Annotated in this window: 17 protein-coding genes; 11 read left to right on the top strand and 6 right to left on the bottom strand. The window is 55.3% G+C overall.

What is annotated here, in order from left to right; all coding sequences use genetic code 11:
• Positions 1-811: 811 nt before the first annotated feature.
• Positions 812-2218 carry an ATP-dependent RNA helicase DbpA gene (dbpA, locus tag K0I31_RS03055; RefSeq protein WP_220079852.1) on the bottom strand — a complete coding sequence of 469 codons (1407 nt, stop codon included), beginning with the start codon at positions 2216-2218 and terminating at the stop codon, positions 812-814.
• A 224-nt stretch (positions 2219-2442) separates the two neighbouring features.
• Positions 2443-3852, bottom strand: coding sequence for an MFS transporter (locus K0I31_RS03050; protein WP_220079851.1), 1410 nt, complete (start codon positions 3850-3852; stop codon positions 2443-2445).
• 274 nt (positions 3853-4126) lie between these two features.
• Here K0I31_RS03050 and K0I31_RS03045 point away from each other — a divergent pair, with 274 nt between their 5' ends.
• Together K0I31_RS03045 and K0I31_RS03040 are read left to right on the top strand one after the other, a co-directional pair.
• Positions 4127-6049 carry a methyl-accepting chemotaxis protein gene (locus tag K0I31_RS03045; RefSeq protein WP_220079850.1) on the top strand — a complete coding sequence of 641 codons (1923 nt, stop codon included), beginning with the start codon at positions 4127-4129 and terminating at the stop codon, positions 6047-6049.
• A 100-nt stretch (positions 6050-6149) separates the two neighbouring features.
• Positions 6150-6461 carry a hypothetical protein gene (locus K0I31_RS03040; protein ID WP_220079849.1) on the top strand — a complete coding sequence of 104 codons (312 nt, stop codon included), beginning with the start codon at positions 6150-6152 and terminating at the stop codon, positions 6459-6461.
• 66 nt (positions 6462-6527) lie between these two features.
• On the opposite strand, the gene K0I31_RS03035 is transcribed toward K0I31_RS03040, so the two are convergent.
• Positions 6528-6728 (bottom strand): YheV family putative zinc ribbon protein, encoded by a 201-nt coding sequence (locus K0I31_RS03035; protein ID WP_011864400.1) that lies wholly within the window; start codon positions 6726-6728, stop codon positions 6528-6530.
• 174 nt (positions 6729-6902) lie between these two features.
• Between K0I31_RS03035 and K0I31_RS03030 the strand changes: the two genes are divergently transcribed.
• Positions 6903-8813, top strand: coding sequence for an ABC transporter ATP-binding protein (locus K0I31_RS03030; protein WP_220079848.1), 1911 nt, complete (start codon positions 6903-6905; stop codon positions 8811-8813).
• Between the two features lie 67 nt (positions 8814-8880).
• Positions 8881-9330 carry a TIGR02444 family protein gene (locus tag K0I31_RS03025; RefSeq protein WP_220079847.1) on the top strand — a complete coding sequence of 150 codons (450 nt, stop codon included), beginning with the start codon at positions 8881-8883 and terminating at the stop codon, positions 9328-9330.
• 43 nt (positions 9331-9373) lie between these two features.
• On the opposite strand, the gene K0I31_RS03020 is transcribed toward K0I31_RS03025, so the two are convergent.
• Positions 9374-10963: a GMC family oxidoreductase gene (locus tag K0I31_RS03020; RefSeq protein ID WP_220079846.1), complete on the bottom strand. Its 1590-nt coding sequence runs from the start codon at positions 10961-10963 to the stop codon at positions 9374-9376.
• Between the two features lie 80 nt (positions 10964-11043).
• Positions 11044-11550, bottom strand: a complete 507-nt coding sequence (locus K0I31_RS03015; RefSeq protein ID WP_220079845.1) for a twin-arginine translocation signal domain-containing protein — start codon at positions 11548-11550, stop codon at positions 11044-11046.
• Positions 11551-11684: 134 nt separating this feature from the next.
• Between K0I31_RS03015 and K0I31_RS03010 the strand changes: the two genes are divergently transcribed.
• The 3 genes from K0I31_RS03010 to K0I31_RS03000 all read left to right on the top strand — a co-directional run bounded on the left by K0I31_RS03010 (position 11685) and on the right by K0I31_RS03000 (position 13920).
• Positions 11685-12683 carry a hydrolase gene (locus tag K0I31_RS03010; RefSeq protein WP_220079844.1) on the top strand — a complete coding sequence of 333 codons (999 nt, stop codon included), beginning with the start codon at positions 11685-11687 and terminating at the stop codon, positions 12681-12683.
• Positions 12684-12685: 2 nt separating this feature from the next.
• Positions 12686-12949 (top strand): YheU family protein, encoded by a 264-nt coding sequence (locus tag K0I31_RS03005; RefSeq protein ID WP_220079843.1) that lies wholly within the window; start codon positions 12686-12688, stop codon positions 12947-12949.
• Between the two features lie 83 nt (positions 12950-13032).
• Positions 13033-13920: a phosphoribulokinase gene (locus K0I31_RS03000; protein WP_011864393.1), complete on the top strand. Its 888-nt coding sequence runs from the start codon at positions 13033-13035 to the stop codon at positions 13918-13920.
• Positions 13921-14272: 352 nt separating this feature from the next.
• On the opposite strand, the gene K0I31_RS02995 is transcribed toward K0I31_RS03000, so the two are convergent.
• Positions 14273-15052 (bottom strand): sel1 repeat family protein, encoded by a 780-nt coding sequence (locus tag K0I31_RS02995; RefSeq protein WP_220079842.1) that lies wholly within the window; start codon positions 15050-15052, stop codon positions 14273-14275.
• Between the two features lie 444 nt (positions 15053-15496).
• On the opposite strand from K0I31_RS02995, the gene crp reads away from it, so the two are divergent.
• The 4 genes from crp (at position 15497) to K0I31_RS02975 (ending at position 18666) form a co-directional block, all read left to right on the top strand.
• Entirely contained in the window at positions 15497-16132 is a 636-nt protein-coding gene (crp, locus tag K0I31_RS02990; protein WP_011864391.1) for a cAMP-activated global transcriptional regulator CRP, read from the top strand.
• An 82-nt stretch (positions 16133-16214) separates the two neighbouring features.
• Positions 16215-16553 (top strand): PepSY domain-containing protein, encoded by a 339-nt coding sequence (locus K0I31_RS02985; protein WP_220044178.1) that lies wholly within the window; start codon positions 16215-16217, stop codon positions 16551-16553.
• A gap of 110 nt (positions 16554-16663) precedes the next feature.
• Positions 16664-17338, top strand: a complete 675-nt coding sequence (locus tag K0I31_RS02980) for a response regulator (RefSeq protein WP_011864389.1) — start codon at positions 16664-16666, stop codon at positions 17336-17338.
• Positions 17335-18666, top strand: a complete 1332-nt coding sequence (locus K0I31_RS02975) for an ATP-binding protein (RefSeq protein ID WP_220079841.1) — start codon at positions 17335-17337, stop codon at positions 18664-18666. Before K0I31_RS02980 ends, K0I31_RS02975 begins: the two co-directional genes overlap by 4 nt.
• The last annotated feature ends 1 nt before the right edge of the window (position 18667 follow it).

Genomic DNA, 18667 nt, shown 5'->3' with positions numbered 1-18667 from the left:
ATATGACTGTATGGCTGACCACCAACTCACTTCGGGGCAAAACCAAATCAGCTTTTTATGTCATCTTCACACCAAACACGGCCAAATCGAAGAGACGTTAGATACCGAGTGTAGATACGCCAGTGACCTTCGGTTTCATGGCCAAAAAATGTTCCCGACATTTTCGGCATTTCCTACATCCATGTAGGTCAGATGAAACCGCAGAGCGGCTAGGGATGGCGCACAGCGTGTCACGGGCGTATCTGCACATCCCTCGCCGGGTAGGCGTTAGATAGCGATGAAGGTACGACCTTCAACTCACTTAATAAATGAGCATGTCGCCAAATGCCAACCAAGCAAACTATAGAAATGCCAAACCTTCATTCTAAGGGCAGCACTCTTTGGGGCAAAAATCAGTTAGTTCTCACGCTTTAGACACGCCAATACCGCCAAATCGAAGAGACATTAGATACGGGTGTAAGCACGCTTTTGGCTCTCGGCGGCACGGACGCCGCCGTGAAGCGTATAGGGATATATTCACAGCGTGCCAGAAGAGTGCTTGCACATTCCCCCGCCGGACAGGCGCTAGATTACAATGAAGGGTCGACCTTCAATCTCACTCAACAACTAAACATGCTGCCAAACGCTAATCAAACAAAGAGATAGAATATCGCGATAAACAGGACCCGCCGGGCAGGCAATCAGTTTCCACGAAGGTAGAACCTTCAAACAAACTAACCCAATACCAATCCCCAGCCAAACCCCAGGCAACAAAAAAGGAGCCAACCTCAGTCAGCTCCTTTCCAATCACCGCGCTAGATTACGCGATTAATTACTTTAACTCCCACGCCCGGTAACTCTTACCCTTGAGCTTACCCTTGACGATCTTGTTAAGTGCCTTGCGCAGCACCTTGCGATCCACCGCCACGTAGGAGCGAAACTCGGTGATCTTGATCTTGCCGACTTCACTACCCTCTATGCCATTGTCACCGGTAAGACAGCCGAGGATATCCCCTGGACGCACCTTCTGCTTCTTGCCGCCGTCTATCTGAATCGTGACCATTCTGGGTTGCGGCGGCATGGTGTCCAGCAGGGCTTCACCTGGCAGCGCCTCGCCGTCTATCTCGCGGCCAAGTGCATCTGCCAGCAGGGATAATTTGTAGCCATCTTCATGGTTGAAGAGGGTATGGGCGGCGCCCTTGCTGCCAGCGCGGCCGGTACGGCCGATGCGGTGAATGTGCACCTCAGTGTCATAGGCCATATGGTAGTTGACCACCATATCCAGGGCGTCGATATCCAGGCCGCGGGCCGCCACGTCTGTGGCCACCATGACGCTGGCGCTCTTGTTGGCAAACTTTAGCAGCATCTGGTCGCGATCCCGCTGCTCCAGATCCCCATGCAGGGCCACCACGCTGAAACCGGCATTGGTCAGCTTAGCCGCCACATCCTTGGTCTCACGCTTGGTGTTACAGAAAACCACGGCGCTCTCGGGCCGATGTTTAAGCAGCAGAAGCTGCAGCGCCTTCATACGATCGTTATTGTTACCGCACTCGTAGAAGTGCTGCTCTATGCTCTCACCGCCGTGCTGTACCTCGACCTTCACCATGAGGGGATCGATCATGAACTGCTCGCTAAGCCCTTGGATCTGCTCCGGGAAGGTGGCACTAAACAGCAGAGTTTGTCGCTCACGGGGCACCTCTTGCATGATGGCGTCCAGCTCACGCTGAAAGCCCATCTCGAGCATGCGATCCGCCTCATCCAGCACCAACGTATCGACGTTGTCGAGATCCAAGCGGCCTCTGTCCAGGTGATCTATGATACGACCCGGCGTACCGACGATAATGTGGGCACCATGTTCCAGCGAGCCTATCTGTGGCCCCATGGGCACGCCACCACACAGGGTAAGGATCTTGATGTTATGGATACCGCGCGCCAGGGTGCGCAGCTCTGCCGCCACTTGATCCGCCAGCTCACGGGTAGGACAAAGCACTAACGTCTGGATACGAAAACGCTTCACATCCAGCTTGTTGAGCAGGCCTAAACCGAAGGCGGCCGTCTTGCCCGAGCCCGTCTTGCCCTGACCTATGACGTCCTGCCCATTGAGGATGGCAGGCAGACTCTGGGCCTGAATAGGCGTCATCTGGTGAAAGCCGATAGATTTCAGGGTATCGAGCAAAGCGGGTTTAAGCGGCAGGCTGTCAAAAGCCCCGCTTGGAGTAGTAGCGTCAGATTGACTCACGGTAATTTCCTAATGCTGTGCCGAGAAAAACTGAGTTAGATCAGGCACAAATAAAGCTATGTGATGGCAGCAGCCGATGAACCTTCAAGGGCGTGCGTGGATATGGCGGCGATTATAGCAGCAATTAGGCGGCAATGCGCCAATTAGACGGGGATAAAATAAAAGCCGCCGCGAGGGATCGCGACGGCATTCAGGGTTAAACCAACCAGAACTGAGTCAAACAGTTAGGCGGTTGCCAGTTCGGCGTCGGAATCATTCTTGGCATCGATACGCTTGATCACGGCGCCATAGATGATGAGCGATACCGCCGACACGCTAGCGATAGCGGCAAACACATACCAGATATAGTGAGCATGTGCCGAAGCCTCGACCCAGGCGGCGTGGTCGTTATAGACACGCGGATCCGGACAGTAGGCCTCCAGCAGGTAACCCGACAGACCGAAGCCCAGCAATGAACTTATGAAAGAGTGCAGGTGCGAGAAGCCCAGATAGAGACCCTCTTCACCCTTAGGTGCCTGTAGCGAGAAATACTCCAGGAAGCGCGGCGAGATGAAACACTCGGCCAGGCCCTGGAATACGATGCCTATGATCATCATGGCGGCGATGGGATGCATGCCTAAAATAGTCTCACTGCCAGCAAACATGTTGCCCGAGGCCATCAGCAACGCCGATACCGGCATGATAAACATGCCGACCGTCATAGAGGTCAGCGCGCTGCGCTTGGCCATCATACCCGTGACGAAGCTGACGCAGAGGAAAACCACCAGAGGGTTGACGTTGGCGTACCAAGACGGTGATGAGCCCTCACCGGCCATACGCAGCACATATTTTGGCATGGTGGCGTAGAGCTGATGCTGCACCATCCAGAAGCCCGTGATGATTAAGATCAGGGCTATCAATCGCCCATTAGACAGCACCTTGAGCAGCGCCTGCCAGATCTCGCCCAGGCTCTTGCCGGAGCGGTTCTCCTCCGTGCTCTTGAAGAAGAGCATGATGCTGAAGAAGGCGATCAGCGTCATGGTGGCGGCGAAGTAGTTAAGGTTAATCAGACCCAAGTCGCCCATGGATTCACGCAGCGGCTTCACCACTGTCTTACCCGAGAAGGCGCCTATGTTGACCATCATGTAGAAGATAGAGAAACCCTTGGCGCGGGTCTCGGCCGTGGTCGATAGCGCCACAGTGCCTGTGATCACCGCCTTGATGAAGGAGCCACCTATCATGATGACGATAAGAATAGGCACGATCGCCCAGCGAATATCCGCCTCCTTCAGGCCGTGATATATGGTCTCCTTGCCATATTCCACCAGCCCCTGAGATTCAATGAGCGCAGGGAATATCGCCAAGGACGCATAGCCTATGGTTAACAGGCCAAACGCCAGCAACAGGGCGCCGCGAAAGCCTATCTTGTCGGCCAAAGCGCCGCTGAAGGTGGGCAGAAAATAGAGGCCGGCCGAGAAAGAGCCCGCCAACCAGGCGGCTTCGACGTCGCTAAAACCAAGAATACGTGACAGGTAGAGGGTGATAACGATGAACACACCGTAATAGGCCGCTCGTTCGAGCAGCTCGACGCCGTTGGCGATCCAGAAGATTCTGGGGAAGCGCGGCGCCTCTGTGGACTTAGAGTTATTATTCATTTTTAGTCTTCCAGGCAAAAAAACACCTCAAACTACCCCGAGCCGCGCCCAGACGCAACCTTAGCGTCATGATGGGGATCAATTTTTGGCAAAAGTGGGCGACAAACTCACTGAAAGACCGTAACAACTAAATGCACTCCTCTACAGGACGAGCCTAGTTCTCCATACTGAAATCTATCGATTAGCCATTAAATATCAGCAACTTCTAAATGTATTTCTCACCTGCAGATTCATCATAGTCTCCTATACTTATGTCAGATTAGGAGAGATGCTAATGTTAAAACTCAACATCCGTCGTAAAGTCGTACTCGCCACCCTGGCCTCTGTCGTGTTATCCATCTTTTTAATCAGCCTCTATGCAATGTCCAATAGTCGGGAGATCATTCTCGACAGCACCCTAAACCGAGAATTACCCGCGGTTTTAGGTGAGGTCGCCAACGATATTGACGCCCAGTTATTGATGCCGATTACAGTTTCCAAGGTGATGGCCAATAATCTCGAATTTCAGGCCATGATACGTCAAGGTGAACCCGAAACTAGCCAGGCAACACTTATAGCCTCCCTCGCCAATATTCGTCAGCGATTTGGCGCCATTACCGCCTTTTTGGTCTCTAATACCACGGGACGCTACTTCACCCATGAAGGACTCTTTAAAACCGTCTCTCCAAGTGACGACAGAGATGCCTGGTTTTATCGCTTCTTAGGTAGCGGTAAAGATTACGATTTGAGTATCGATGTCGACGATCTCAACCAAACACCCACCCTGTTTATCAACTATCTAGTACAGATAGAGGGAAAGCCGAGCGGTGTAGCGGGCGTAGGGCTGTCACTCAACAGTCTGGCCGACAACATCAAACAATATAAGATTGGTGAACAGGGACGCGTCTATCTTACCGACGGCAATGGCCAGATAAAGATCCACGGCCAAAGCCAGTTTGCCGGCAAGCAACTGAGTGCCTTGGGCATCAAAGATCCGCAAGCATTGCTGTCTCAGCAGACCTTTGCCACCTCGGAATATGATAACAATGGTGTCGACACCCTAGTCGCCAGTCGCTACATTCCCTCAATCGGCTGGTATCTTATCGCCGAGGTCCCACAAGACGAGCTATTTGGCGCCATCAATAAAGCCAGTTGGCAACTGGCACTGATGGGGCTGGTACTGGCCGCCATTATCATGTTCACCAGCGCCTGGCTGATCAACCGCCTTATCTCTCCCTTTGGCGAGCTTGCTGACATGCTGAAAAGCATTGGTGAGGGAGAGGGCGACCTCTCGCTGCGACTGGACGACAGTCGTCAGGATGAGACCGGCAGCATGGCTGCCAGCTATAACCAGTTTGTCACCTATCTCAGTAAGACACTGCAAAGCGTATCGGCAACAGCCAACGATCTGTTTCAGGCGGTCGAGCGGATCGACAATCAAGCTAAACATATGGAGCATGAGATCAACGATCAGGTCAGCAAGATAGAGCAAGTGGCAACCGCCATTCACGAGATGGGCATGACAGCCCAAGAGATCGCCAGCAGCGCCAACAATGCCGCCGAGAATGCCCAGGTCGCCGACCAATCGGTTAATCAGGGCAATCAGTCGGTACAAAATACCATAGCCTCAGTAGCAAGCATGAGTGAGCAGCTACTGACCACCAGCGAGACGGTATCGCAACTTGCTGAAGATGCCAGCTCCATCGACACTGTGCTTGAGGTGATCCGCGGCGTGTCCGAACAGACCAATTTGCTGGCACTGAACGCAGCAATCGAGGCTGCACGAGCAGGCGAACAGGGCCGCGGCTTCGCGGTAGTGGCTGATGAAGTCCGCACACTGGCTTCTCGCAGCCATGCCTCTACCGAGGATATTCGTCATATCATAGAGAAACTACAGGCAAAAACGACCGAGGTGGTCAACGCCATCGGCCAGAGTACAAACCAGAGTCAACAGAGCCAACAGGAAGCCAGCCTCTCAGGCGAACACCTGCATAGCATCGCCGAAAACATTCAGGCCATGAGCGAGATGAGTATGCAGATCGCCACTGCGACGGAAGAGCAGTCCAACGTTGTTGGCGAAATCAATCCCCATGTCACAGCTATTGCCGATATCTCACGCAGCAGCAGTGACGTGGTTCGCCAGACTTCACTCGATTGTAGCGATCTAAGAGAGATGGCGGTACAACTCAACGAACTGGTATCTCGCTTTAAGTTTTAATCTCGAAGGCGCCGAACAATAACCTCGGCGCCGTCGTATAAAAGCGCTTTTATCGCTATCATGTGTGCCACTTATCCCCCAAACAATAGACACACAGAAAATGAGCCAAGCCAACATCAGCAAACAGCAACTCATCGACCAGCTCACCGCCTGGCAGCAGGGCAAGATTGACAATGAAGAGTTACAGGACTGGATGGTGACCCATTATGATCCCGACGAAGTCAGCATAGGCCAGGGTGAATGCGAATGGACGGTGGAGGCGATGAATATAGTGATGAACGAATATGAGATCGCCAAGACGGAGAAGTTCAGGCAGAAAAATGCCCAGCTAGCGATCGACTTCATCCTCGCCGACGAGGCGCGCTTCAATCAGACGCGCCACCTGTTTCTACAACAGGGTTTTCACGACTAGGCTTTTCACGCCTAAGTTTTTCGCGACGAAGTTTTTCGCGACTAGGCTTTTCACGACTAAATAGCGTTATGGCTTAAAGACCCCGATCACTGCGCCAGTGGCCTGCTTGGCCACCTCGGCCTCGGCCTGCTGCTCACGGTAATCGCACTCGACGCACTCGACCGTCTCGACTCCCTGCTCCTTAAACAGCACTATGCTGTCCTGGGCATGACACTTGGGGCACTTGGCACCGGCAACGAAACGCTTCTTGACTCTGACTCTACTCACGCTTGACTCAACCTGTTGGGATAAAAACTCTGTCGATGGGGCCATTTTGCCACAAGGTGCGGCAAAACACCCTATCGGATTCAAAATGTCCCGGCTAAAGAGTGGCAAGCGGCCCCCCAACTGGGCTATCATCCCAAGCCTATTAATCCTTAGCTATGCATCAAGTCGACCTCAATGATCACCATTACCCAAGCGCAACTTATTCGCGGCTCCAAGACCCTATTGGATGAAGCCTCTCTGACTGTCTACCCCGGCCACAAGGTGGGCCTGGTAGGTGCCAACGGCACCGGCAAGTCATCTCTGCTTGCGTTGATCATGGGACACCTCAGCCTGGATAAAGGTGAGATCAGCGTGCCCACGGGCTGGCAGATCGCCACCGTAGCCCAGGAGACCCCGGCGCTGGAGGTGAGTGCGCTGGAATATGTGATCGACGGCGACCGCGAATATCGCGAGCTGGAAGCGGCGCTGCACAAGGCACAGCTGGAGGATAACGGTCACCAGATCGCCCTGCTGCACGGCAAGATAGACGCCATCGGCGGCTACAGCATCCGCGCCCGCGCCGCCAGCCTGTTGGCAGGTCTGGGCTTTAGTGAGGCCGAGCAGCAAAATCCGGTGAAGAGCTTCTCGGGGGGATGGCGCATGCGTCTCAACCTAGCCCAGGCGCTGCTGTGCCGCTCCGAACTCTTGCTGCTGGACGAACCCACCAACCACCTCGACTTGGACACCATGTACTGGTTAGAGAGCTGGATCAAGGCCTATCAGGGCACGCTGATCCTCATCAGCCACGACAGGGACTTTATCGACGCCATCGTCGACGAGATAGTGCATGTCGAGCACCATAAGCTCAACTACTACAAGGGCAACTACACCGCCTTCGAACGCATCCGCGCCGAGCGTATGGCCCAGCAACAGGTGGCCTATGAGCGCCAACAGAAAGAGCGCGCTCATATGCAATCTTTCGTCGACCGTTTCCGCTACAAGGCCAGCAAGGCCAAGCAGGCCCAGAGCCGTCTCAAGGCGCTGGAGCGGATGACAGAGCTGCTGCCCTCCAAGGCCGACAGCCCCTTCTACATGGCGTTTCGCGCCCCCGAGGCCCTGCCCAACCCGTTGGTGAAGATGGAGCAGGTCTCAGTCGGCTATGGCGACAAGGCGATCCTCAACCATGTGCACCTCAATCTGGTGCCCGGTGCCCGCATCGGCCTGCTCGGTCGTAACGGCGCGGGTAAGTCGACCCTAATCAAGTTGCTGGCCGAACAGCTCAAGCCCATGATCGGCCTGTATGAGCCAAATCCCGGCCTCAATATCGGTTACTTCGCCCAGCATCAGCTGGAGTTTCTGCGCCTGGATGAATCGCCGCTGCAGCATCTTACGCGACTCGCGCCAAACAACAGGGAGCAGGAGCTGAGAGACTTCCTCGGCGGCTACGGCTTTAACGGCGACATGGCCCTGTCTCCGGTTCGCCCCTTCTCCGGCGGCGAGAAGGCCCGTCTGGTGCTGGCGCTGCTGGTGTGGCAACGCCCTAACCTCTTGCTGCTCGATGAGCCCACCAACCACCTGGATCTCGAGATGCGTCACGCCCTGACCATGGCGCTGCAGGACTTCGAAGGTGCCATGATCATCGTATCCCACGATAGACACCTGCTGCGCCTTAGCTGTAGCGACTACTACCTGGTAGATGGCGGCGAGGTGAAGAGCTTCGACGGCGATCTCGACGACTATCATCAGTGGCTGCTGGACGCCGCCAAGGAGGCCAACAAACCGGCCGCCCTGGATGATGCGACACCGGCCCAGGACAAGAAGCTGCAAAAACGATTGGAAGCGGAGCTGAGACAGAAGCTGTCACCGCTGAAGAAGGCTCAGGCCAAGCTTGAGAAGATCCAACAAGATTGCAGCGACAAGCTGGCCGAGATGGAAAACCTGCTGGCCGACACCAGCCTGTATGAGGCCGATAACAAGGCCAGGCTCACCCAGATCCTGGCCGAGCGGACCCAGCATACTCAACAGCTTGAAGAGAGCGAGATGGAGTGGCTGGAGCTGCAAGAGAACATAGAGGCCATAGAGCAAGAGGCCAAGCTGCAGAGCTAACTATCTTGGCTAAGCCTCTAGCTCGACCATTACCTAAGGGAAAACCTAAGCGATACAAGGATGAAGTATGAGCCATGTAAATCATTTTGACGCCAACCTGTGGCAGACCTGCGACAGCCTCTACGAGAAGGGGCAGTTGCTCTACCTCAAGCTGCAAGATGACTACGGACTCAACATCAATCTCCTGCTGCTGGCCCAGTGGCTCGACGAGCAGCACTACTACCTGAGCGATCAGGATTGGCGCCAGCTCAGCGAGCAGGTCGAGACCTGGGAGCAAAAGGTGCTCAAGCCCTACCGCAGGCTGAGAAAGCTGAGCAAACACAACCTGGCCGAAGCCGAGTATCGCCAGATGCTAGAGGTAGAACTCATGCTGGAGCGCAAGTCCCAGGGGATGATACTGCGCCAACTCAGACAGCTTCCCAATGAGCAGGGCCAGGCTAACCTGCCCCGCTATCTCGGCCTGTTTCAGATAGAGATAGACCAATACCACCAGCTGGCACAGACACTGATCCGCTAAGGCCTAAGAAGCAAATCCCAATTCCAAACCCGAGCCCAGCTATTTAAGCGCCACTTAGCTCTTCGGCTAACAGGCTGGCGTTGCGGGCGGTAATGCCATAGATGGAGAGCTGAGGATTAGCCCCAAGGCTTGTCGGAAACAGCGAGCCATCCATCACAGACAGATTCTCCAGATAATGGCTGCGCCCTCGACTATCTACCATGGCCATCTGCTTATCTTCGCCCAGCGGGCAGCCGCCCATCACATGGGCCGAGGCCACCACAGTCTTAAAGGGTGCCAGGGTCATTTCGGCGATAGCCTCCTTGGCCGCCTGCCAGCTCGGCAGATAGGGCATCCCCTCGCTCATGGGCAGCACCTTCTGCGCCCCGGCGGCAAACTGTAGCTCGGCCATGCTGGCAAAGGCGCGCCGTGCGGCCCGCCAGAAGGCGTCGGTCAGTGGGTAATCCAGGGTATAGCCCTTGTCTGTCAGCAGCACCTGGCCACCCGGGCTGTCGGCATGATAGCCATCTCGCATCAGAGCAATTGTCACCTGCAGCTGATTAAACTGGGCCATCAGCTCGGCGTGACTCTGGCCATATCCTAGGGATTTCGAGGCGATCAACACGGGATGGATGGGCGGCACCTCCAGCTTATAACCCAGCTCGCCGTCGGCGCCATCTTGCCAGACAAACTGATCCGAATAGATAGACTGCGGAGCGCCGCTATGGCCATTGATGGCGTCGTTAAACAGGGCGCCGCTGAGCACGGTCGGGTGCAAGAAAGTGCGCTTACCCAGCAACTTTTGCGGATCCGGCAGGCGGGAGCGCATCATCAGGGCCGGCGTATGGATGGCGCCGGCGCTGAGAATATAGTGCTTGGCCTTTAACATCAGCTGCACACCGCTGGGGCGCAGCGACTCGGTTAACGCCTGAGCCTTGAGGGCGTACACCTTGTCGTTATGGTGTTCTATCTTACTCACCTTGGCGCGGCTCACCAGGGTCGCGCCGCGATCCAGCGCCGCAGGTATGGTGGTAACTAGCATAGACTGCTTGGCGTTAACCGGGCAGCCCATGCCGCAGTAGCCAGTGTTCCAGCAGCCGGCCACGTTGCGTTTGATGACGGTGTAGTCCCAGCCCAATGCCTCACAACCCTGCTTGAGCGCCATGTTGTTGCGGTTGGGCTCGAAGGGCCACTCTGTGATATTCAGCCGCTGCTCCATCTTCTCGAACCAGGGCGTTAGCGCCTCTCTGGAGAGGCCTTCGACCGACTTATGCTGGGCCCAGAACGCCAGGGCATTTTCCGGGGTGCGAATTGAAGTAGTCCAATTGATGGTGGTGGAGCCGCCAACGGCGCGTCCCTGAAAGATGCCGATCGCCTTGTCCTTGGTCTTCATCGAGGCAGCCTGCTGATAGAGGTTGGGGTAGGCGCGCCTTTCCTCCATGTTGAAGCTCTCTGACGATTTCAGCGGCCCACCTTCGACGATAATCACAGACAGCCCCGCCTCGGTCATGATCTCGGCCGCCACGCCACCACCGGCGCCGCTGCCGACAATCACCACATCGGCCTCAAGGGTTTGGTCTTGGGTCAGTTGACTGGCATCTATATGTTTCCAGCCGTTTGCAAGGCCGGTCACTATGGGATCTTCGATGGCCAATGGCGCTCCTTTACCCCGTTGTCGGGGTCTGTGTTTATCGTTCCGAGGCTAATCGCTCGGCTTCTCTGTAGCCAAAATGCTCAATTAAACAGCCGCGGCTTCTCGTAATTTAATCGCGTCCAATGCTCTGGGCAGCTGTAGTAGCTTGCCAGCACCAGCTCCCGCAGCCCCTGATAGGCGGTGACCATAAGGTCGAGAAAACTCGTTCGCCAGGCCTCCAGCATAGCCACCAGCTCCTGGGGTTGACGCATCAGCAAGGGGGTCATGTTGCCGGTAAGCAGTAGCAGTCCCAGGCGCGACTCAAGCAGCTCCAGCAGCTGCTCGAGCTCGTCGCGGGACTCCTCGGGTAGCAGATCCATGGTCGCCACTATGGCATCTAAGGTGCGGTTTTGCGCCGCCACGCGCAGCGACTGGGTATGGGGCAAGGCGCTGTCGAGAAACACGGGTACCAGCAGGCTAAAGAGCAGGCGATGGGACTGATCCAGGGAAGCACTCACCCTCACCTGCGGCGGATGATACAGGTTTACCCCCAGTGCCAGGGCGCCGGTCCCCACTAGGGCCGTGGTTAGAAAGGTGCGTCGGTTCATCTTATTCCCTGTGCTCTGTGATTAGCGATATTCCATGACCCCTCTTCGAAAACAAGGAGCGACTCGAATCTATGTTACACTAGTTAGATAACTAACAATTAAACACATGTTTTAATTTTCGGCAACAGCGATTTATGACCCAGCGTACCTTCACGCCCCCCTGGTGGGCAAGAAATCCCCATGTGCAAACTATCCTGCCTGTGCTGACCAAGGTGAACAAGCCCGCCCTGACCCGCCAACGCCTGGAGCTGGATGACGGCGACTTTATCGATCTCGACTGGCTGGCCAAACCCACACAGACGGAACCCACACAGGCTGAATCCACACAGATTGAGCCCATAGTCGTGCTGGTGCATGGGCTGGAAGGCAGTGCAGACTCTCACTATGCCAGGCGTCTGCTGACTCTGCTGGGCGAGCACAAGGTTGCCGCCCTGGTGCATCATCATCGCAGCTGTTCTGGCGTGACCAATCGCCTCGCCCGCAGCTATCACAGCGGCGATACCCAGGACCTGCACACCACTCTCAGTCTGCTGCGAAGGGACTATCCCAACTCGCCGCTGCTGGCGGTGGGTTATAGCCTGGGCGGTAATGTGCTGACCAAATATATGGGCGAGCATGGCAGTGACAGCCTGGTGGATCGCGCCGTGGTGATCTCGGCGCCGCTGCAGCTGGGCGCCTGCGCCAAGCGCCTCAGGCACGGCTTTTCCAAGGTCTACCAGAGTTATCTCATCAAGCAGCTACAACAGAAGGTGCGCGACAAGCTGGCCATGCCAGATCTGAGCGCCCAGATGCCGGTGACCCAGGCGGAGGTGGAGAGCCTGACCACCTTTCACCTTTTCGACGACAGGGTCACGGCACCGCTGCATGGCTTCGATGGCGTCGAAGACTATTACCGGCGCGCCAGCGGCCTGCCCTACCTGAGTCAGGTGGCTAAGCCGACCCTGGTTATTCACGCCAAGGACGATCCCTTCATGACAGATGAGGTGATCCCGACTCAGGAGGCGCTCTCGTCCTTGGTCACCTATGAGCTGCACCCACAGGGCGGTCACGTCGGCTTTATCGACGGCGGCCATCCCTTAAAGCCCAGATATTATCTGGAGCAGCGCATCGTCCATTTTCTGCTGGAGGCTTAATCATGCTGGTCCCCTATCAATCTCTGCTGCAACTGCCGGCCGAGACTCTGGATAATCTGATCAAGGAGTTTCTCTTCACCCAGACCGAGGATGGCAGCTTCGCCAGCCTGGATGGCGAGGCCTTGGCCCGCGCCATCAAACAGTGCCGCCAGGCGTTGGCCCGCAGCGAACTTGTGGTCGAATACAGCGAAGAAGATGAATCTATCGCCATTCGCCAACGGCAAGATACCCTGACACAACAGAGCCAAGATGACGGGCCCTGTTGACCTTTAGGTTATCCGTGCCGTATAACTATTGGTTCACAATTGCCCGTTATCGGGCATCAGCTTAGCGCTATTTAGGTAAAAGAATGTCTGCTAAACACCCCATTATTGCCGTAACCGGCTCCTCTGGAGCGGGCACCACGACGACCACGACAGCATTTAGCCATATCTTCCGTCAGTTGGGGATCAATGCCGCGATGATCGAGGGCGACAGCTTTCACCACTACACGCGTCCCGAGATGGAACTGAAGATCCGTCAGGCCCAGAACGAGAACCGCAACATCAGCTATTTCGGCCCAGAGGCCAACGATTTTGGCAAGCTGGAGCAGTGCTTTAGCGACTATAGCGCCACAGGTCAGGGCGAGACCCGCTCCTACCTGCACACCTTCGACGAGGCCGTGCCCTTCAATCAGATGCCCGGCACCTTCACCCAGTGGCGACCGCTGCCGGAAAACACCGACATGCTCTATTACGAAGGCTTGCATGGCGGCGTGGTAACCGACGACTGCGACGTGGCCCAGCACGTGGATCTGCTGATCGGCATGGTGCCCATAGTTAACCTGGAGTGGATCCAGAAGATCATCCGCGATACCTCAGACAGAGGCCACAGCCGCGAGAAGGTGATGGGCTCTATCGTGCGCAGCATGGAAGACTATATCAACCATATGACGCCGCAGTTCTCCCGCACCCATATCAACTTCCAGCGGGTTCCTACGGTAGACACCTCAAACCCCTTCAGCGCCAAGACCATCCCCAGCCTGGATGAGAGCTTCGTGGTGATCCGTTTTCGCGGCATCAAGAATGTCGATTTCCCCTATTATCTGAAGATGATCGACGGCTCCTTCATGTCGCGCATCAACACCCTGGTGGTGCCCGGCGGCAAGATGTCACTGGCGATGGAGCTGATCCTCACGCCGCTGATTCGGGATCTACTGGAGAAGCGTCAGCACCTGTTGGATCTGGATAGCGAATAAATTTTCACCGCTCGCACCCGCTTCAGTCAGAGATAGATTCGCTTAAGCTTTATTTAAGTCTGCTCACATACAATGCTGGCTATCGGGATTTCAGGCGAAAGACTGATAGTTAGTATACTCTTGGGAGTGAATTCCCCCATCTTGATCTGTTTACTTCCTCGAGTATGCTAGCGTCCCGACACCTCATCTTGCACGCCACTCTGCATTAATCTCTCTGCGTTACCTTCTTAACTATTTCAGGCCTAATATTTCAAGGCCAAAGTTTTAAAGCATAGAGCTTTCAGGCATAAAAAAACGCCGACCCGAGTCGACGTCTTAATCATTAGGAAACCAATATTGACTGGCGCGAGGACTACTGGGACAGCGGCACCACTTCACGATAGGGCTTCTGCTGGCGATAGTTTTCCAGCCTTAATTCAAATTCATCTGACTTGTCGAACTCGGCCGTCTGTTTGAGCGCCTTGATCGCCTGCTTCTGCAGATCCACCGCCGAGCTGTAATCGCCAATCTCGGCATAGGCCGCCGCCAGGTTATCCAGGCTAGTCGGGTCTTGCTTGTTGGCTTCGACCAGCCCCTTGCCTATGGCCAGGGCCTTACCGCCGTCACGATACTTGGCCTCGGGACAGGTAGAGAGGATCCACACCACGTTGCCCAGGGAGATCTCATCGCCCACCGCCATGAAGTTATCGACCGCCTTACCACAGTTGCGCGCCACACCATTACCGCCGGCGGCATAGATGAAACCTAAACGGAATTGGGCCCACTTGTCCTGCTCGCTCGCCAGGCTCAGATACCAACGCTCGGCCAGGGCCAGATCGCGAGGAATGATCTTACCGTCGAAGGCCAGATCCGCTATGGTCTGGGCCGCCTTCTTGTGGCCGGTCTCGGCGGCGCGTTCGACCCAGTTGGCACCCAACTGAGGATCCGGGCTAACGAAACGGCCGGAGAGATACATCAAACCGAGAAGAAATTGCGCCTCAGACTCACCTTGGCTGGCTTTTAGCTGAATATGGGCCAACTTACTGGCAGGCGCCGCCGCTTCGGTGGCGGGCACAGAAAATGCCAGGACAGGCTGCTGCACGGCAAACAGGGCCAGTAGGCCTGCGGCCAATTTCCAAACATGCTTTGTCACGATTCAGAACTCTCCTTCACCAGTTCATGTCACCTAGGGAGGCGACACGAAATAGCCACAACTTTGAGCTGCCCAGGCCCGAACAAAATTCGGCGGCGCAGAGACTAACACTATCAATAATCCCCCAGTCAAGTCGAGTAAAAACCGTGTTTTACTGCATGAAAATCACATGTGTTATCTCCTGGGCGGACAATAAGCACCTAGGCAGATGTGATATGGGCAACATTGTCGGCCAAATAAACTGGCCCGATTACGGTATTAGTTGACATATATTACTAATGTATCAAAATGAACTCCCACTATTGACAGCAAAGTAAATTACGTTACCGGCTGCATACTTATTGCAATAATTTGATCTCTGACGAGGTTTTTTGGCCCTAATTGACGTAATCTGCTTATTTAGCATATTCTTGTATTTACATTAATCAGTCGAGGAACATAGGCATGGCTCTGATTGGTAAGCCTAAACCTGATCCAACGTTGGAATGGTTTTTATCACACTGTCACATTCATAAGTACCCAGCCAAAAGCACTCTGATCCATGCGGGTGAAGACTCTGACACGCTGTACTACATAGTGAAGGGTTCTGTTGCCGTCTTGATTAAAGATGAAGAAGGCAAAGAGATGATCCTCTCTTACCTGAACCAAGGTGACTTCATCGGTGAATTGGGTCTGTTTGAAGAGCAAGCCGAGCGTACCGCTTGGGTTCGTGCCAAGCAAGCCTGTGAAATCGCTGAGATCTCTTACAAGAAATTTAAGCAGCTGATCCAGGTAAACCCTGAGATCCTGATGAAGCTCTCTTCTCAGATGGCTTACCGTCTGCAAAGCACCAGCCAGAAAGTGGGCGACCTTGCCTTCCTGGACGTTGCCGGTCGTATCGCACAGACGCTACTGCACCTGGCTAAGCAACCAGATGCCATGACCCATCCAGACGGCATGCAGATCAAGATCACTCGCCAAGAGATTGGTCAGATCGTGGGCTGTTCTCGCGAAACCGTGGGCCGTATCCTCAAGATGCTTGAAGAGCAGAATCTGATCCAAGCACACGGCAAAACTATCGTGGTTTACGGTACCCGCTAAGCTAGCATTAAGTTAGATTTAATAGATCTTAGTTAAAGTGGCCTGACTCCTTAGTCAGGCCATTTTTTTTAGGACAGCCTCAGTGAAACCGACCGCCGTTATCAGCACCTTACTGCTTAGTGTCTGCTCACTGCTCAGTCCTGCCGCGACCGCCGTTATCGAACTGGAGCACAACCAGGCTCAAGAGCTGGTCAGCGAAGGCAAAATCCTCTCTCTCGATCTCACCCTCAGCCAGGTACAGGCCTACTGCGATGGCAAACTGGTGGACGCCCACCTGTTTCATGCCCAAGGCCACTGGCGCTACGATCTGCAGATCAAATCGGCCAATGGCGAGCTGATCTCCCTGGATATCGACGCCACCACCGGCCGTCACAGCGCCAACAAGCCCCTGCCCCAGGCCTGCGTACCGCACAAAAACTAGCGCCGAAATATCCGCTTAGGGTGAAAAAGTGTATTATCAATTCAGGTCGATGCGACTCGGCCGCCTCCATGTAGACAGAAGCGCCTGCCGCGCTAAGGTAGAGAAAAACGATGAAATTGCTGCTGGTTGAAGACAACACCCTACTGGTCGATGAGCTTGCCAAACAGCTGAAGCAGGCCGGCTATGTCACAGATGTCACCGACAGAGCCGCCGAAGCCGACTACCTGATCAAAGAAACCCATTATGATTGTGTCATCCTGGATATCGGCCTGCCCGACGGCAACGGCCTGCAGCTGCTGGAGACCTGGCGCAATCAGGGCATAGACACGCCGGTGATCATGCTCACCGCCCGCAGCCAGTGGCATGAGAAGGTCGAAGGCTTCAACGCCGGTGCCGACGATTACCTGGGCAAGCCCTTCCACAGCCAGGAGCTGCTGGCGCGCATTCACGCCCTGATCAATCGTGCCCACGGCAAGACCAACAGCCCCACCAAGGAGCTGAGCTTCGAGGGGGTCACCCTGGACGAGAGCCAGCAGAGCGTCACCGTCGGCGAGCAACAGTTCGAACTCACCGCCATGGAGTTTCGCCTGCTGAAGATCTTCCTCATGTCGCCCAAGAAACTGCTCTCCAAGGCGCAGCTGACAGACAAGCTGTATCAGTTTGACGACGAGAAGGAGAGTAACGTGGTGGAGGTCTATGTGACCCACCTGCGTAAGAAGCTGGGTAAGACGGCCATCGAGACCCGCAGGGGACAGGGCTACATCTTCCACGGCCTCAAGCCATGATATCGATCCGCACTAAGCTCAGCCTCTGGCTGTCGGCCTTAGTCATCATCTCCACCTTCGTGGCGATCGTCATCTTCGAGTCCATGCTGCGTCAGGCGTTTCACGACTCGATTATCGACCGCCTCGAAGAGGATTTAGAGCAGGTGTTACTGGCGATTCAGTTCGACAACGGCGACATCAGCATAGACCCCAACCAGGTCTCTAACTTCTACAAGCCCGTCTATTCCGGGCGCTACTACCAACTCAACCTCAAAGATATTGAGCTGAGATCCCGCTCCCTTTGGGATCAACGCCTGGAGATAGAGCCCCTCTCCAAGGGCCAGACCCGGGTGTGGCAGACCAAGGGGCCGCAGAATCACGATATTCAGCTGCTGTCTCTGGGGCTGAGCAGCGCCGATGCCAAGGTGCAGGCGACGCTCACGGTCGCCCAGGATCTCAGTATCGGCCGCCAAGTATTCTCCCAGGTCTATGGCACTAAGCTGTCGGTCAACCTGGCCATGCTGCTTACCATGGTTGCGGGGATCTTCATTCTGCTACGGCAATCCTTCAAGCCGATCAACGACATGCAGCGGGCGCTGATGAAGCTCAGAGAGGGGGAGATCACCGCGCTGGACACTAGCAAGATCCCGCCTGAATTAGCCCCACTGGCCCAGACCTATAACGAGCTGCTGCAATACTCGAGCAAGCAGATGGAGCGCAGCCGCAACAACCTGGGCAACCTCAGCCATGGCCTCAAGACACCGCTGGCGGTGATGCAGCAGCAGGTAGAGGTGCTGGGACTGAAAGATCCCGAGGCCGCCAGCGCCATGCAGAGTCAGCTGGATCAGATCCACAAGATGATAGAGCGCAAGTTGGCGGCGGCGCGAATTACCGGCGACATGCTGCCCGCGGCCCAGATGCAGCTACCCAAAGATCTACAAGATCTAGCCCAGACCCTCACCAAGGTGCACGGCCACAAGGCGATCGCCTGCGAGTTTAGCCTAGACGAGCGCTTAAGCCGCCTACCTATCCACCGTGAAGATGGCATGGAGCTTATCGGTAACCTGCTGGACAACGCCTTTAAGTGGGCTGACAGCAAGGTGGCGGTGTCGACGACGCAAGCCGATGAGCAGATATTGCTGACCATAGAAGATGATGGTCCGGGCGTTGCCGACGAAGCCCTAAGCCAGCTGACCCAGAGGGGCAAGCGACTGGATGAGGCGATCATGGGCCATGGCCTTGGGCTCTCCATCGTCAAGGATATTGCCGAGCAGTATGAGATAAGCCTAGCCTTCGAGCATAGCCAGCAGCTGGGCGGACTGAAGATCAGCCTTGGCTTTAAAAGCTAAA

The sequence above is a fragment of the Shewanella spartinae genome (assembly GCF_019457555.1).
GTDB classification, from domain to species: domain Bacteria; phylum Pseudomonadota; class Gammaproteobacteria; order Enterobacterales; family Shewanellaceae; genus Shewanella; species Shewanella loihica.
The sequence above is the reverse complement of the archived record's forward strand: the minus strand, read 5'-3'. Positions and strand labels throughout refer to the sequence as shown.

What these genes read in the sequence shown, in the direction of transcription:
- K0I31_RS03050 (WP_220079851.1), bottom strand. Translation starts at nt 3,852, where the DNA reads ATGAATAATAACTCTAAGTCCACAGAGGCGCCGCGCTTCCCCAGAATC.
- K0I31_RS03045 (WP_220079850.1), top strand. Translation starts at nt 4,127, where the DNA reads ATGTTAAAACTCAACATCCGTCGTAAAGTCGTACTCGCCACCCTGGCC.
- K0I31_RS03040 (WP_220079849.1), top strand. Translation starts at nt 6,150, where the DNA reads ATGAGCCAAGCCAACATCAGCAAACAGCAACTCATCGACCAGCTCACC.
- K0I31_RS03030 (WP_220079848.1), top strand. Translation starts at nt 6,903, where the DNA reads ATGATCACCATTACCCAAGCGCAACTTATTCGCGGCTCCAAGACCCTA.
- K0I31_RS03025 (WP_220079847.1), top strand. Translation starts at nt 8,881, where the DNA reads ATGAGCCATGTAAATCATTTTGACGCCAACCTGTGGCAGACCTGCGAC.
- K0I31_RS03015 (WP_220079845.1), bottom strand. Translation starts at nt 11,550, where the DNA reads ATGAACCGACGCACCTTTCTAACCACGGCCCTAGTGGGGACCGGCGCC.
- K0I31_RS03010 (WP_220079844.1), top strand. Translation starts at nt 11,685, where the DNA reads ATGACCCAGCGTACCTTCACGCCCCCCTGGTGGGCAAGAAATCCCCAT.
- K0I31_RS03005 (WP_220079843.1), top strand. Translation starts at nt 12,686, where the DNA reads ATGCTGGTCCCCTATCAATCTCTGCTGCAACTGCCGGCCGAGACTCTG.
- K0I31_RS03000 (WP_011864393.1), top strand. Translation starts at nt 13,033, where the DNA reads ATGTCTGCTAAACACCCCATTATTGCCGTAACCGGCTCCTCTGGAGCG.
- crp (WP_011864391.1), top strand. Translation starts at nt 15,497, where the DNA reads ATGGCTCTGATTGGTAAGCCTAAACCTGATCCAACGTTGGAATGGTTT.
- K0I31_RS02980 (WP_011864389.1), top strand. Translation starts at nt 16,664, where the DNA reads ATGAAATTGCTGCTGGTTGAAGACAACACCCTACTGGTCGATGAGCTT.
- K0I31_RS02975 (WP_220079841.1), top strand. Translation starts at nt 17,335, where the DNA reads ATGATATCGATCCGCACTAAGCTCAGCCTCTGGCTGTCGGCCTTAGTC.